Source organism: Arsenophonus endosymbiont of Aleurodicus floccissimus, assembly GCF_900343025.1.
Taxonomy (GTDB): Bacteria; Pseudomonadota; Gammaproteobacteria; order Enterobacterales; family Enterobacteriaceae; genus Arsenophonus.
Genome location: NZ_OUND01000006.1, coordinates 44,064 through 58,077 on the forward strand (window position 1 = coordinate 44,064; position 14,014 = coordinate 58,077).

At 40.8% G+C, this 14,014-nt stretch carries 18 protein-coding genes and 3 pseudogenes; 19 read left to right on the forward strand and 2 right to left on the reverse strand.

Annotated features, from left to right (window positions below):
* Positions 1–7: 7 nt before the first annotated feature.
* From ARADI_RS15280 to ARADI_RS19075, 17 genes and pseudogenes are all read left to right on the forward strand, one after another.
* Positions 8–421, forward strand: coding sequence for an AMP-binding enzyme (locus ARADI_RS15280; protein WP_182853303.1), 414 nt, complete (start codon positions 8–10; stop codon positions 419–421).
* The gene (locus ARADI_RS15285) at positions 414–983 is read left to right on the forward strand and encodes a condensation domain-containing protein (protein ID WP_119712574.1); all 570 of its coding nucleotides are present in this window, start codon (positions 414–416) and stop codon (positions 981–983) included. Before ARADI_RS15280 ends, ARADI_RS15285 begins: the two co-directional genes overlap by 8 nt.
* 140 nt (positions 984–1,123) lie before the next feature.
* Positions 1,124–1,720: a condensation domain-containing protein gene (locus ARADI_RS15290; protein ID WP_255420758.1), complete on the forward strand. Its 597-nt coding sequence runs from the start codon at positions 1,124–1,126 to the stop codon at positions 1,718–1,720.
* A 149-nt stretch (positions 1,721–1,869) separates the two neighbouring features.
* Complete coding sequence (locus ARADI_RS15295) at positions 1,870–2,067, forward strand: hypothetical protein (protein ID WP_238149540.1); 198 nt, start codon at positions 1,870–1,872, stop codon at positions 2,065–2,067.
* Positions 2,068–2,105: 38 nt separating this feature from the next.
* Positions 2,106–2,849: pseudogene (locus tag ARADI_RS19055) on the forward strand (AMP-binding protein).
* 8 nt (positions 2,850–2,857) lie between these two features.
* Complete coding sequence (locus ARADI_RS21380; RefSeq protein WP_369407058.1) at positions 2,858–3,223, forward strand: hypothetical protein; 366 nt, start codon at positions 2,858–2,860, stop codon at positions 3,221–3,223.
* A gap of 127 nt (positions 3,224–3,350) precedes the next feature.
* On the forward strand, positions 3,351–4,256 hold the full coding sequence (locus ARADI_RS15315; RefSeq protein ID WP_119712581.1) for a beta-ketoacyl [acyl carrier protein] synthase domain-containing protein: 906 nt from the start codon (positions 3,351–3,353) through the stop codon (positions 4,254–4,256).
* A 6-nt stretch (positions 4,257–4,262) separates the two neighbouring features.
* Positions 4,263–4,520, forward strand: a pseudogene (locus ARADI_RS15320) (beta-ketoacyl synthase N-terminal-like domain-containing protein); the annotation flags it as partial.
* A 27-nt stretch (positions 4,521–4,547) separates the two neighbouring features.
* Entirely contained in the window at positions 4,548–4,889 is a 342-nt protein-coding gene (locus ARADI_RS15325; protein WP_305000211.1) for a ketoacyl-synthetase C-terminal extension domain-containing protein, read from the forward strand.
* 21 nt (positions 4,890–4,910) lie between these two features.
* The gene (locus tag ARADI_RS15330; protein ID WP_147392431.1) at positions 4,911–5,816 is read left to right on the forward strand and encodes a hypothetical protein; all 906 of its coding nucleotides are present in this window, start codon (positions 4,911–4,913) and stop codon (positions 5,814–5,816) included.
* Positions 5,749–6,237: a KR domain-containing protein gene (locus ARADI_RS15335; RefSeq protein WP_182853307.1), complete on the forward strand. Its 489-nt coding sequence runs from the start codon at positions 5,749–5,751 to the stop codon at positions 6,235–6,237. Before ARADI_RS15330 ends, ARADI_RS15335 begins: the two co-directional genes overlap by 68 nt.
* Before the next feature lie 171 nt (positions 6,238–6,408).
* Complete coding sequence (locus ARADI_RS15340) at positions 6,409–6,738, forward strand: acyl carrier protein (RefSeq protein ID WP_119712585.1); 330 nt, start codon at positions 6,409–6,411, stop codon at positions 6,736–6,738.
* A gap of 62 nt (positions 6,739–6,800) precedes the next feature.
* On the forward strand, positions 6,801–7,469 hold the full coding sequence (locus ARADI_RS15345) for a thioesterase domain-containing protein (protein ID WP_119712586.1): 669 nt from the start codon (positions 6,801–6,803) through the stop codon (positions 7,467–7,469).
* Between the two features lie 339 nt (positions 7,470–7,808).
* Entirely contained in the window at positions 7,809–8,243 is a 435-nt protein-coding gene (locus ARADI_RS19060) for a 4'-phosphopantetheinyl transferase family protein (protein WP_238149541.1), read from the forward strand.
* Positions 8,236–8,511, forward strand: coding sequence for a 4'-phosphopantetheinyl transferase family protein (locus tag ARADI_RS19065; protein WP_238149542.1), 276 nt, complete (start codon positions 8,236–8,238; stop codon positions 8,509–8,511). The genes ARADI_RS19060 and ARADI_RS19065 overlap by 8 nt, the downstream gene beginning before the upstream one ends.
* A gap of 474 nt (positions 8,512–8,985) precedes the next feature.
* Positions 8,986–9,504: pseudogene (locus tag ARADI_RS19070) on the forward strand (serine hydrolase).
* A gap of 83 nt (positions 9,505–9,587) precedes the next feature.
* Positions 9,588–9,875 (forward strand): serine hydrolase, encoded by a 288-nt coding sequence (locus ARADI_RS19075; RefSeq protein ID WP_238149543.1) that lies wholly within the window; start codon positions 9,588–9,590, stop codon positions 9,873–9,875.
* Between the two features lie 61 nt (positions 9,876–9,936).
* Here the strand turns inward: ARADI_RS19075 and ARADI_RS19080 are convergent, their stop codons facing one another.
* The gene (locus ARADI_RS19080) at positions 9,937–10,251 is read right to left on the reverse strand and encodes a Mammalian taste receptor protein (TAS2R) (RefSeq protein WP_238149544.1); all 315 of its coding nucleotides are present in this window, start codon (positions 10,249–10,251) and stop codon (positions 9,937–9,939) included.
* Between the two features lie 61 nt (positions 10,252–10,312).
* On the reverse strand, positions 10,313–10,606 hold the full coding sequence (locus ARADI_RS19085) for a hypothetical protein (RefSeq protein ID WP_238149545.1): 294 nt from the start codon (positions 10,604–10,606) through the stop codon (positions 10,313–10,315).
* Between the two features lie 1,518 nt (positions 10,607–12,124).
* Here ARADI_RS19085 and ARADI_RS15365 point away from each other — a divergent pair.
* Together ARADI_RS15365 and ARADI_RS15370 are read left to right on the forward strand one after the other, a co-directional pair.
* On the forward strand, positions 12,125–12,913 hold the full coding sequence (locus tag ARADI_RS15365; RefSeq protein ID WP_119712587.1) for an MMPL family transporter: 789 nt from the start codon (positions 12,125–12,127) through the stop codon (positions 12,911–12,913).
* 266 nt (positions 12,914–13,179) lie between these two features.
* Positions 13,180–13,611, forward strand: a complete 432-nt coding sequence (locus tag ARADI_RS15370) for a hypothetical protein (protein WP_119712588.1) — start codon at positions 13,180–13,182, stop codon at positions 13,609–13,611.
* Positions 13,612–14,014 lie beyond the last annotated feature (403 nt).

Consider the following 14,014-nt stretch of genomic DNA (forward strand, 5'->3'; position numbering starts at 1 on the left):
TATTCTTTTGGCACCGGATGTTGAGGCGGCAGCGGTGCTGACGCGTGAAAATGAGGTTTCCATTGAGTTAATCGCGTTTGTCAGTGGTGATGTCGATCGACTGGTAGATTTTCTTAAGTCAAGAGTGCCCGGCTGGATGATCCCCCATCAAGTGCACAGGCTACCAGCTCTGCCTTTGACACCAAATGGCAAGATTGATCACCAGGCATTATTTAAATTACTCGTTGTGCAAAATCGGTCACAAGAGCTACAACCGTTTAGTGAAAACGATACTGAGGCGGCGCTGCGATGTCTGTTGCGCTACGATAATTTTTACCCGCAACTTTCCTTAATGGAAAATGGAGGTGATTCGCTGACAGCTATAAGAATGTTATCAGCTTGGCCAACCGCCAGTTGCTGCGCAAGCAACCATTGTGCTTGATAACGATATTAGTCATGTGGCCTCTAGTGAACAATTGCGCATGTGGTTTCTACAGCAGCGTGATCCCAGTCTTTATGCTTATGCGACGCCTTTTCAATTTGAATTTCAGGGTCAGATGGACGAGCAGTGTCTTGAGCAGGCACTACGGATATTGGTACAACGCCATGGTGCTTTACGTACCTTGTTTGAGTTTGACTTAAATTTGCAACAGCTAATGCAACGCGTTGTTCCGCAAAGTGATTTTAGCCTTGAGCATCAACAAGTAAGTGATGTTGCTTGGTCCAACTGGGCTAAAGAGTGGTTCAGACAGCCTTTCGATATAGGTCAAAAGTGTGCTCTGCGTGTTTGTTTACTCACTATAGAGAGTGATCGGCGAGTGCTGTTGCTAAATATGCACCATGCACTGATTGATGGTGAATTGATCAATATTTTACTACGTGAGCTGAGCCACTGTTATGCTGCGCTACAGCACAACCAGCAAGCAGGGTTTGTGTCACTAAATTACTCACTGTTACACCATACAGCAGCATTAAATCTTTACTATCAGAAGGCAGAAGGATAGTTATAAGCAGCGCCTAAATTTTTGGCGCGCAAGGCTGCCAGAGATACTGGCGATACGGCGACGCTCTGGTTTAATTCCCGCTGCTGATATGGTTGGTGAGCGTCAGCAGCTGATGATCGACCAACAGACGGACTCAGGCCATTAAAGTGCTGGCAAAAAAACAAGGAATGACGTTTGCCGGATTGCTGCTCAGTGTGTTGGGATGGAGTTGGGGACAATGGCAAAATCAGAGTGCTGTCACTATTGGTTTCCCTGACGCCGGTCGCTTTTTGCCAGGTAGTGAAAATGAAAACATCATTGGTATGTTAGCTAATACGCTGGTATGGCATGAGCAGATATTGCCCGATGACACATTGGCTAGCTTCTTGGATCGTTCGGGACAAGAGCTGAAAAATATTTTCCGTCATCACATGGTGAACTATGCAGACTTAACTGAACTTGCTTCAACTATGCAGGCGGCAGGACAAACGCTATTTGACCTAGTATTTGTTATGGAGAATACTGATTTTTGTTACCTTGAATTGCCAGGCCTGAAGATGAAAAGCAGTGTACCAGACATCGGTAGCGCCAAATTTCCATTTTTGGTCTGTTTAACACCACAGGGGATGGCAATAGAAGTGATTCTGGAGTATCAGACGGCGTTGTGCAGTCGTGAGGAGGCTCATTTTTTTGCCAGCCAATGGATCAGTCTGTTACAAAAGTTAACCTGCGAGCTAGCTGTTATGAACACACTTTGAACTCAGTTTCCTTCTTCCCCTTCATTCGTTCCCTCTGTTATTGCTAATCAAGGGCAGCAGCAGACGCTCCCTTTTGCTACGTTGCGAGCCTGGCTTGATCATCAAAGGAACCTAACCCCGAAGCTTTGGAACTGGTTGATAATAATGGTATGACGCTAACCTATTCCGACTTAATGGAACAGGTAGCGTGCATGGAAATATTCCTTAGTAAACAGTGGAAATTGTCTTATGGCAGCGTGGTAGCGATCTACGCTCATGCTGACCGCCATGCAATTATTGCCATTTTAGCGATGGCCAGTCGTGGCATTTGTTTTGTCGGTTTGGATGTGACTACCCAGATAAACTAATTACGCGTATTTTAACCACGGCAGGAATCGATGCCGTGATGGTTGATCGCGCCAATGTAGCTTCGCCATTATTAACCGCTCAACCCGAGTTGCCATTAATTCCAATTGATGGTTATCTTCAAGTTACCAATCAGTCACCGTTACCCCAAGATAAGGCTGTTAATGCAGATACCTTGATGTATAAGGTATATACTTCTGGTTCGACCGGGTTGCCTAAAGAATTGGTAGCACGCCACAACCTAATGCTGAATATTATTCAATGGCAAAATGGTATTGGGCTGGACAAACCGGCACGTACCACCTTACAGTTTACCTCTCTCTCCTTTGATATTTCTCATCAGGAAATCTGCACAACCTTATGTACCGGCGGTACATTGTTATTACCTCCACCGGATTTTCGTCGTGACCATCAGGCTTTACTATGATTTATACAAACTGAGCGTGTTGAGCGCTTGTATATTCCCCATATTGTTTTGCAATCCTTAGCCGAGACTGCGCAAGCGTTGAAAATGGCGCCAGACTGTCTTTATGAAATAGTTAGTGCTGGAGAGATGCTTTTTTGTACTGAGGCCATTAAGGATCTATTTCGCAAATCACCGGGTTCCCGGCTTATTAATATGTATGGTACTTCAGAAACTCACGTCGTCACTAGCTATACCTTGCAGGGTGAGCCCGATAACTGGCCAACAGCTGTGCCGGTCGGTTATCCGGCAGATAATTGTGGCGTATATATAGTTGATGAAACCAACCAGCTGGTGAACAACAAATCGGGCAGATTGTGATCACTGGAATGCACGTATGGCCCTGCTATCAAAATAATCCCAGTGCTAATCAGCAGAAATTCTGTCAGCTCTCACTGAACGGACAACATCAGTTAGCTTATCTGACCGGAGACATAGGTCATTATGATAAACAGGGGCGTCTTAATTATCTTGAGAGACGCGATTATCAAATCAAAATTAATGGTTACCGGTTGGAGTGTGGGCAGTGGTTGCCAGCAGGTGCTTTAAAAATGGAATTTCGCTTGGTAGATGCACTTAGTACCATACCGAGCGGCAAAATTAACCGGGCTGGTTTAGCCGGGCTGCTATGGTACCCGTTGCCAGATGATAATCTTAGTGCTCAGCCGATTATTAAACGGCAAGCAACAAACTAGCGCTCGGTAGCAGACTGGCACTATTTATTAAGCCAGTTAATAGAGAAAGAGCTTGGTGGGAAGCCTAACAAGTGGGCAGACCAAATTTTCACTATGGGCTTAACATCGCTACGACTGATAAAAATCTATGTCACCACCTTCAATCGCATCGACAGTCACTGAACAAGCCATGTTGAATGAAACCTCAGCGGAACAAGGAGCTATTGCGGTGATTGGCATGGCAATCAATGTCAGTCAATGTGCTGATCTGGTAACGTTTTGGCGTGCTGTTATGGATTCTAGCGAGTTGGTCGAACGTGACAAACCTTCAATCACCACTAATAGTGAAGATGAAGAGCGTAAAGTGACAGTACGTTTCTCCTTATTAGGTATTTTTGACTTCGATCCAAATTGGTTTAGTATTTCGCCACAAGAGGGGAAACGCATGGATCCACAACAACGTCATTTGTTGATGAGTGTAGTACAGGCGTTAGAAAATCCTGGCTATAGTAGCAGGGAAGATTTGGCGTCTGTTGGCATCGTAGCCAGTACAGGTGATGCCTTTTACCAACGCTGGTTAGAGCGTAGAAATTATGCGGAAAATCACAATAGCGATCCTTTTTCCTTGGGTTTATCTTATCAAAAGGATTTTTTGGCGACTAAGGTGGCTTATTATCTAGGCTTGCGGGGCCCTGCGCTGACGGTACAAACTGGATGTTCAAGCTCTTTAGTGGCCGTGCATCAGGCATGCAATGCACTAAATATGGGTGATGCTGAAATGATGGTGGTGGCTGGTGTCAATATCGATCCTGATGCAGTACAGGGATATAAATGGACACCTGGCCATATCTTCTCTAAACAAGGTAGCACTAATCCGTTCAGTGATATGGCGGATGGCCCGTTGGCGACTAATGCGTGTGGCGCAGTGATCCTCAAACCATTGGCGGCAGCTCGACGCGATAATGACCGCATTTATGCCGTTATCAGCGGCAGTGCAATTAACAATGATGGTCGTGATAAAGCAGGATATACCGCGCCTTCTGTTGCTGGTTAGGCAAAGGTGATTAATTTGGCACTCGCACGTGCTGGAATAACTGCCGATCAAATTGGTTATGTTGAAGCTCACGGCACGGCAACACCGCTGGGTGATCCGATCGAAATTGCTGCATTTAGCCGAGCATTCTTATCGACAACGAGTAAAACGGGTTTCTGCCATATCGCCTCGGTAAAAAGTTAGCTTGGTCACCCTGGTCCAGCTGCTGGTATCTTAGGGCTGATCCGTGCTGCTTTGGCGCTCTATCATCAGGTACTGCCTGCTAACGTAGGCTATGAGCGCGCTAATCCATTGCTAGAAATAGATAAAACACCGTTCACTACCATTGCCACCAGTCGCCAGTGGAATAGTGAAGAGCTAAGCTATGCTGGTGTTAGTAGTTTTGGTATGGGTGGTACCAATGCGCCTCTTATCTTACGTGAGCCACAGCAGCAGGAGCGCTGCGCGCATTCAGTTAAGCAAGCAGGGATCTGTCTGGCGCCATTATCTACCTTTACGCCGCAGGCATTGCAACGGCTTATCGTTCAATTGTTGAATGTCATGCGCACCTCTTCACTGGATTTATCTATCCTCTGCGTACGTTTATCACTACATAAACCACAATCAATACGCTATCTCGGTATATGGAACTAGCTTGGTAAAGCGCAGGCAGAAATGGAAAGTTGGTTAACCCAGGGACAAAATAGCCAGCAGATATTGCGGCGGATTGATAGACTACAAAACAGCCAGCAGCTGTCGTCTATTCAGGCTCAGCAGTGTCGCGATTGGTTGTTGGATGATGAAAGTAGTTGGCCAATCAGTCGAGTGAATAATCATCCGGCAAGCTGGCAGTTTTCTATTACCAACTTTGCCTGCGCCCCTTTTATGTTACTTCCTACAGGAGTTCCTGCAAAGCTACCCACTAAACAATGGCGTTACACTCCTTGCTGGCAAGTGGCAGTGCAGCCTAAGATGGCGGTTGCCGATCTCTGCCTGGTTATTGGCAGATTGCCCGATAATGTGCAGCTGACTGCTCATCAGGTGCGGGTGTTATCAGTAGAAGAAAAATCCGATCAACTATTACAGCAGGCAGCAAACACTGCTGGTAATGTACAAATTCTGTGGGTTTCTTCTGTTGGCGAGTGCGCTGTTGAACTGTTGCTGAGTCTCACTGATATCGTACAGGCTGCTAGCAAGTGGCTGCCGAATCGCACGCTAGAATTGGATCTGCTCACTGTTAGTGCATTGAGTACGACAGTGGGGGAAGCGGTACTACCTGAACAGGCGATGTTAACCAGTACACTGAATGTTATTATGCAGGAACACCCACAGATACATTGTGCCTTTCTTGATTGTTCTGTTGATAGTCCGACTGTCGCTATCGGATATGGTCTGAGTCAGCATGATATGGTACATGCATGGCGCAGGAAGGGATGGTTAAAGCTAAGCTATCAGCCGTTGACAGAGCAACCACTGCATCAGTTATCCACGCTGCTGCCATCAGGCATTTATCTTGTTAGGTGGCAGCGGTGGCATCGGTCAGGCATTGGTACAGGCCATTGCTGCCATTACCCCTCATAGCCAATTTGTTCTTGTTTCACGCTGTGTAAATAAAGAGCCTGTCGCTTTGCATTTGGCTGGCCAATGTGAGTACGAATCGCTGAGTTGCGATATCACTAACATAGCCGAGGTACAATCACTAACGCACTTGTTGCAAGAGCGTTATAGCCCCATATACAGGGGATTTTACATTGTGCCGGCGGGGGCGCTTATTGCCCGTCATCAGTGTGCCGAAGATTTTGTCGTTGTTGAGGAAAAAATTCGTAGCTGCGACGCGCTGGAAATTCTGCAGGCACTTGAGTCGCGTTGGATTATCTGCGCTTCCTCTATGTCGGCTATCCATGGTGGTGTTGGACAGCTTAGTTATGCTTGTACTAACGGATATCTGGCAGGATGGTGGTATGTCAGTGCAGGAGCTTCCTGCTGGACTGTGTCGTCATGATAATCTGCTGCATTTGAGTACCGGTCGGTATCACTCGTCGTGAGGGGGCTGAAATGCTTTATCAAACCATGAGTACACCGCAGACTCAGCAACTGGTGTGTACAACCGGTTTTACTAAATCCCGCTGGTTTTATTAACTTTTATTAACAGCACATACCATCCCGTCTACCTATGGCTGCCAGCTCTGATCTAGCGGATAAATTTTCATTACCGTTGATTCGAAAACTGTACGCGGAACATCTTGGTATTGAAGAGAGTGACAATAATACTTCCTGGGAGAGTATGGGCGGTGACAGTATTCAGGCGCTGGATTTACTCGATGAATTGAATACCAAATCTCCCAGCCCATTTACGCTTGCTGAATTTATGCAACTGGATACACCTGAGGCACTTTACCGTTTTATTACTGAGATACGGCTACCGCCAAACCATCGCAGCAGGTCAGCAAGATGGCTGTGGCTCAGATGGTTTTACTTCACCCGATTGGTGGAGATCTCTTAGCCTACAGGGAAATGTTGAAGATGCTCGATAGCCGGGTCAGTGTTATTTAGATCCAGGATCCTATGTTAGATGGACAGGTACTAGTAGAAGATACACTTGTTGAACAAGTTGCAGTTTACTGCCGCCAGGTATTGCCGCAGCTGAAAGACAACTGTCCCCTGATAGTTGTGGGATGGTCATTTGGTGCACTGCTGGCCTATCAAATGGTGGCTATGTCAGAATTACAGAGCAAAAAACCGGTTTTAATCATGATAGATCCGCCAGCTGCGTACTCATGGCAAACGCTACCAACAAATGACTGCCAATTGCATGGGTTTGCCAAGGAACTGAATTACAAACTGCATGAAATTACTCTGCCACAGGTGAAACTTTTGATGATGGGTAAAGCTAGCGAAGGGTTGGATTTGTCGCTTTTTACCCGGAATTATGTAGCTAATCTGCTACAAGCTTTCCGACGTAATCTCACGTGCTTGCGCAGTTTCATTCCAGGTTGCCCACCGCAAGTAATGACCTATCTGCTTTATGCGAGTCAAAGCCAACAGGCGATGCAGTTCTGGCATCAGCAACTTAAAACAGCCGAGTGTATTTGTATTGAAGGTAACCACTACTCAATTTTGAATAGTAATAACGGGAAAGAACTATTCAGTCAACTAAACCGAATTATCGCGATTGTAATCAACGCTAGAGCCGTGACTGTATATTCGCATAGCATCGAGCATGCAGTAACTTAACTTCCGAGGGATAGCCTTTCTTGGGAAACCAATCAGTGTTGACGGCAGAAGTGCACAACAAATCTCGGCAACACTGGTTTGCTATCTAAACGGTTTGCTTTGCGCGGCAAATATAGCGCTGGATGCAGCCTTACAAATAGTACAGCGAAAAGAAAGGCTATCGGTTAAAAAAGAGTAATGCGAGCAGCATATACCAGCTGACCCGAAAAGAAATAGTGAAGCAACATAAAACTTTCGCTGCAGATAAAAAATGAATCATTTTTAACCTGTTATTGATAATAGCGGGATTAATTGTTTTATGGCGTTTTATTTTGTTGGTTATTAGCGATGGTTTGTTAAATGCTTACTTCAATCACGACAGGCTCAATGCCGCCTTTTATTCGATCTTTTGAGGTGGGGGCGATTACCTCTTTACCTGGTCTGTGTTACTGCTTGTTCAATTTTGATATTCGCTGTTATCAGGACGCATTGTTTACCTATTTTGCTATTCCTTTTCCGCAAACGTTGAGTTCAGCGGTTGTTAAACGTCGAGCAGAATATATTGCAGTACGATATGCGGCTAAAATACTGCTACGAACTGCAGGATGTAATAACACACTCGGTATTGGGCAGGATCGTGCGCCAGCTTGGCTATCAGGATGGTGTGGTAGCCTGTCCCATACCGATGGACATGCTATCGCACTAGTATCGCCACAGGAAGCCGACCTGATACCGGGTGTCGATATCGAAACTAACAATAAGGCAGACCGCAAATCTTTTTTCTTCGTTGGATGAACAAGCACTACTGGCAGATAGTGGTATTGATTATGAAATAGCATTATTAGTTACGTTTTCTGCCAAAGAAAGTTTATTCAAGGCGCTCTACCCTGAGGTCAGGTATTTTTTTGGTTTTGAAGCAGCCAGGGTTTGTAAAATAGACATTTTACATCAACGAATTACGTTGGAATTGACACAAACACTTACCCAAAATCGTACAAAAGGTAGCCAGATAGCAGGTTATTATGTAATGCGGGGCAACCAGGTTATTACTTTATTTGCGTGAAATATAATTGTTTTATCTCCAGATAATAACGCTTAATTTAGCTGTAAATAGCAGAAATTTTTTAGCTGGCTCTAATTTGAGAGGAAAACTTGATTAAGAGAGAACAACAGATGTACAAAATAATATTATGAAAATTTATTTATCAGTATTGATGGGGACTTTATTGTTTCTAAATCAAAAGACAGTAAAGTAATTGGAAATTGAAAGTACTATAGCAAATCTATCATCTTGTATGTCACAGTGCTTATAGATATAATCATAAATGTGGAATAAAAATCCGCACTAATAAATTTATTCATTTAAATCTATCAACTAATTAATCTATATAATATTTTACCCAATAGGAATAAAGAGTTTTTGTTTGTGTTGTAACATATTTAGTTGAGAATAATACTGATAAGGCAAATTCTTATGATTGTCAGTCACACAAAAGATGGGTTTTATAGCAATTTATTTCGAGGATAGGATGATACTATGTTTTTCAAACATCGAATAAAATCTGTTAGGTTGATATTGTTTATTACTGCCATCTGTAGTAATGCAAATGCTTATACGATTAATCAAACTGCGCTTGTTAATATTGTTAAGCAAGAAGAAAAAAAACTAAATTCTCGTATTGGTGTTGCTATTATTGATGCAGCTAATAATGTTATGGTAAGTTATCGAGGTAATAAAAGATTTCCTCTAAATAGCACCTTTAAAGCGTTGCTATGTTGTATGTTGTTAAACCAAGTAGATAACGGAAAAATAGTATTGACGGAAAGTGTCCAGTTTGAGAAATGACAACCAGTTACTCACTCTCCCGTGACAGAAAAATTTATCGCTCCTTTAGCGATGAACTGGCAACAATTATGTGGTGCAGCTATTAGTTACAGTGATAATACAGCAGCTAATCTCATTGAGAAAAAGGTGGGAGGGCCGACAAGTTTTACCCGTTTCTTACGCAGTATAGGTGATAGGTTACCCGGCTTGATCGCTTTGAACCTGAATTAAATAGCGCTATACCGGTTGATAAGCGAGATACTACAACTCCGGTGGCTATTGCAAAACATTAAAAATTCGTGCTTGGTGATGCGTTGCAGCCTTCATCATGTCAGCAATTAAGGCAGTGGATGGAACATGACAAAGTTGCGAATGCGTTATTCCGTTCTGTTCTGCCAGCACAGTGGAAAATTGCCGATAAAACGGGTACAGGAGATTATGGCTCCAGATCGATTATTAGTCTTGTTTGGCCAGAAAAACGCCAACCGCTAATCGTCTCTGTCTACATTACACGAACAAAAGCAACTTTAGCGCAAAGTAATGAAGCCATTGCTCGCATTGGTAAAGCAATATTTTCCGCAACAGATAAGAAAAATCAGTAACATTATCTATAATACCTTGTACCAGAAAAGGTGTTTTAGTTACCGACTTGATTAAAAAAACTTACACGTTACAGTTGATTTTAGCTATTTTTTTAGCCAGCCAAAGTGATTTTGTACTCCAAAAAATGATATCGGTACCGAGATAATTTTCAGCAAATTGTACAAACTCGTCTTTGCTGAATGGCTTACCAGTCTTTTTATTTATATAGGTTAAGGTTGTGGCTCCTGCACCGGCCATGGCAAAAAGTGTTAATTTATTTTTATATTTATTAAAAAATGGGTATGAATTTTTCATTTGTGCCTTACTGTTGGGTATAATATCCGGCCCACCGAGACCAATGTTATTAACACTGGTGAACTTGAATAATTGACTCATATAAGTTTGGTCATTGTTCCATTCGCACGGCCAGAAATGTACATATTGTACTACATATGATTTAGTAAACACTTTTCGTGCAAAGTGTGATATTTGTTATTTCACTGGCAAAGTAATTATCACAGCTAAATCCCTTAGGCTGTGCTTTCTCATCCAAATCAATGGCGGTTTCAGGTAAGTTTATTCCATATACCTGGCCATCAAAACGCTTAGCAAGTACAGCCAATAAAGCTTTATAACGGTGACGTACCGCAGGATCCCATTGCCGTGCTACCCAACCAGAGCCAACAATGTCCCCCTCCCCTGGATTGTCAAATTGCGGTGACTGCCCACCGTTATAAACCGGATCATTCAACAGATAATCAGGAACGTATCAGGCGTTCGGCTCGAAAAATCGATCTTGGATCTGGATAAATAATTTTTTGCTTGCTTGGTGTGTACCAGACCTTTTCAATTTTCGAGAAATCGTATTTGTCCTTCTCGGGTTCGAGCAAATGCCAATTGTAAAGAATTTGTCCGCCGTGAATGTCGCTACGCGCTAAGATAGCTGATACCGATTCGAAATCACCTGCACTGGTATAATGAAGTTTTTAGGCTCTTTAGCTAAGGCTGATAGGGGCGTTGCGATAGTTAGGCTAACGGCTATGATGATGAGTTTTTTTCTCATTTGTTTTTTGATGGTAGGAAACATGATATCCACACGTTCATTATTTGTAAGTCAAAATTTAGCATAAAAGAATACCTGAGACGCGTTATGTTTTTAATTCGCGGCAACACGCTTTAGTTTAATAGGCAGCAGCAAGATAATTTTACCAGTATTAGATGAAAGAAAATCCTGATTGTTACTGAACAAAGAGCAATTAATATTACTATGAAAATTTATTGTGAGGTATTTAGAAGTTGGGTAAATATAACGATATTAAATGATTAATGTTCATTATTGATTTTGGTGATCTTTACTAAAACCATAATCGCCACATTAACTTGATAAGGTAGCAGAGGGGTAATTGTTGTAATCAACATTGTCGCCACTATTAAATCATTAGTATAACTAATAAATATAAGCAACAAATTTTTATTAAGTACAAAAAATATGCTAATTCTTTTTTACTATTGGTGAGTATAAAGTAATCCCTTTTTGTTTAATTAAGTATAAAAATATAGAATATTATTTTTATTTTTTTTATTAAAAATAAAATTTTTTTCAGAATAAAAAACTAAATATTCATTTATGGAGTTTATATTTCTTTACACTATTAATAGATTTTTGATAGGGTAATTTTACAATTTTACTTACTTCTATAGGATAGAGTAGTTATATGATTGCTCGTTTTTTACTCAAGCGGGGGCAAGTAGCTTTACGCTGGTAAATTAAAGTAGGGTTAATGGAAAGCATAGCAAGAATATTTTTGTTTTAGTGTCAGGGAGTGATTTTGTGAGCGTTTTTTGCTGTTTTCTCATCGTAATGAAAACTTGTTTATCGATATTTGAACTTAAATTTTTATTATATTTTTTCTTGATAAATAAATTATTAAATAATGTCATCCAGATTAATTATTTTGAAAATTTATTTTATCTAAATGTTTTTCTTTTAGATGATAAACAAAATTATTAGATTAATATTGCTGTTGGGTAATATCGATGAATGTTTTTTACATTGATTAATGATGAATAACCCATTTCTGCCTAATAAATTTTTGCACTGTGGTGCAGTGATATGGTTTTTTATTTGTTTGTTGTTAATAGTATTATTAGCATTGCTACCTAATGTACGATTTAGCGCCAATATTTCAACATGGTTACCGCAAAAAAATTAAACGATTTCACCGCCTCGCTTGACAATGATTTTATGCAGCCGTTCGAGTGACATCTAATGTGGTTGATAAGTCCGAGCAAACAGCCAGATCCATCTGCTGCAGAACATTGGTTAGCATCGCTGCGTCTTGAACCCGGTATTAGTTATGTTAAAGGCCCAATTGATATTGAACGGCGGAAACAATTAGAAGAAAGCGTTCTTTCTGATTGTCGTGAAGGTGAACAACTTCCTGGGGAACGAGTATTTAAAAATCATAATAATGCGCATGCTCAGTGGATAATGTCTCAAATTTATGACGTTTTTTCTGATAATAACAAAAATTCTATCATTGATCCCCCAATACTTATGCCTAATACGTGGCAAAAGTTAGCACAAAATACTAGTCAATTATGTCTACAAAATGGCTGGATTATAATACAAGATTATCACGGGCAATATTGGTATCTGATTTATGGAGAGCTGATAGATTCATCTTTTAGTATGCATAAGATTGATCAGTTAGTAACAAATTTAGAAGCACAAGCGAAACAATTTACGGTTGATTATCCTCAGATACAAATTTTATCACGTGGTACTATGCTGTATAGTGATTATAAGAACCAGCAGATAGAACAGGATATTTTTATTTTTGGCACTATTGCCGTACTAGGTATGGGGTCACTAATATTGATTGTTTTTCGTTCTCTTCAATCATTATTACTTTGTTTTTTATCAGTTGGTATTGGTGTGCTAGTTGCTAGTATTACTACGTTATTCGTTTTTGGTGAATTATATTTGATTACGTTAGTAATGAATATAAGCATTATAGGACTATCTGTAAACTATCCCCTTTACTATCTTACATAACGGATGCTTTATAGCTATAAAACAGATCCTTGGCAAAGTCTTTAAAAAATACAAGCGACATGATTATTAGTACTTATTACTACTATAACTGCTTATATTATTATGATGTTTACGCCATTTCCTGAAATTTGCTAAATAGTATTTTTTTCTGCGGCAAGTTTTATTGGCTCATATTTAACGGTTGTTTTTTGGTTTCCATGGTTAAGTCGTGGCATACCAGTAAGAATAATACTAGCTAAGACTTTCATGTCGCTCTGGTTTAGAGCTTGGCAACGATACAAAATGTTACGTATTGGATTACCACTTTTGTGGGTGTAGTGTCATTAAGTGGATTGGCAATGTTTAAAATTAATGATGATGCATCTTTGCTTCAGGTATTGCCCTCAGTAATTTTATCTCAGGAAGTTATCATAAGTTTAACCAGTAACAATAATGATCAAAAATGGTTTGTAATCTATGGTGATAATTCTAAAGGAACATTTAAGCGTCTTAAAGCTTTTATTATGAAACTTAATATAGCGAAAAAACGTGGTTGGTTGACAAATTATAATCTTATTCCGTTTGATTCAGAACAAAATCAATATCCCGATACGGCCTTTATTCGAGATCTTACTATAATAGAAGACCAAGCCAGTCATTATACAGTTAATATGTTAGAAAAATTAAAGATGACTGTAGTGCTAAATAAAATTGAGTAAAATGCTGAAAATTCAGTCAGTGACAGTTGGTGTTTGATATGGATAACTTTGGCGGATGGTAGAAATGGTATTTTGATTCCGGTAGATGGCGTCAAAAATAGTGTTGCACCTTCAGCATTAGCAGAAGCGCTTCCAGGGGTAGTATAGTATTTAGTGAAGTATTTACACTATATTGTATGATTATTGCGGGATTGCTATTCGCGGCACTTGGAGTGATTGCTGCCTGTATGATAGCTAAATTGGGCCTATGTCTATGTCATGGGATGATTAGTTTATTACCTTCAATATTGTCATTAATCAGTAGCCTTGCCATGCTTGCGTTTACTGGGCACTGTCTAAATATTTTTTCGTTATTAGCTTTGGTTTTAGTGCTGGGTATTTGTGTTAATTATACATTTTTTTG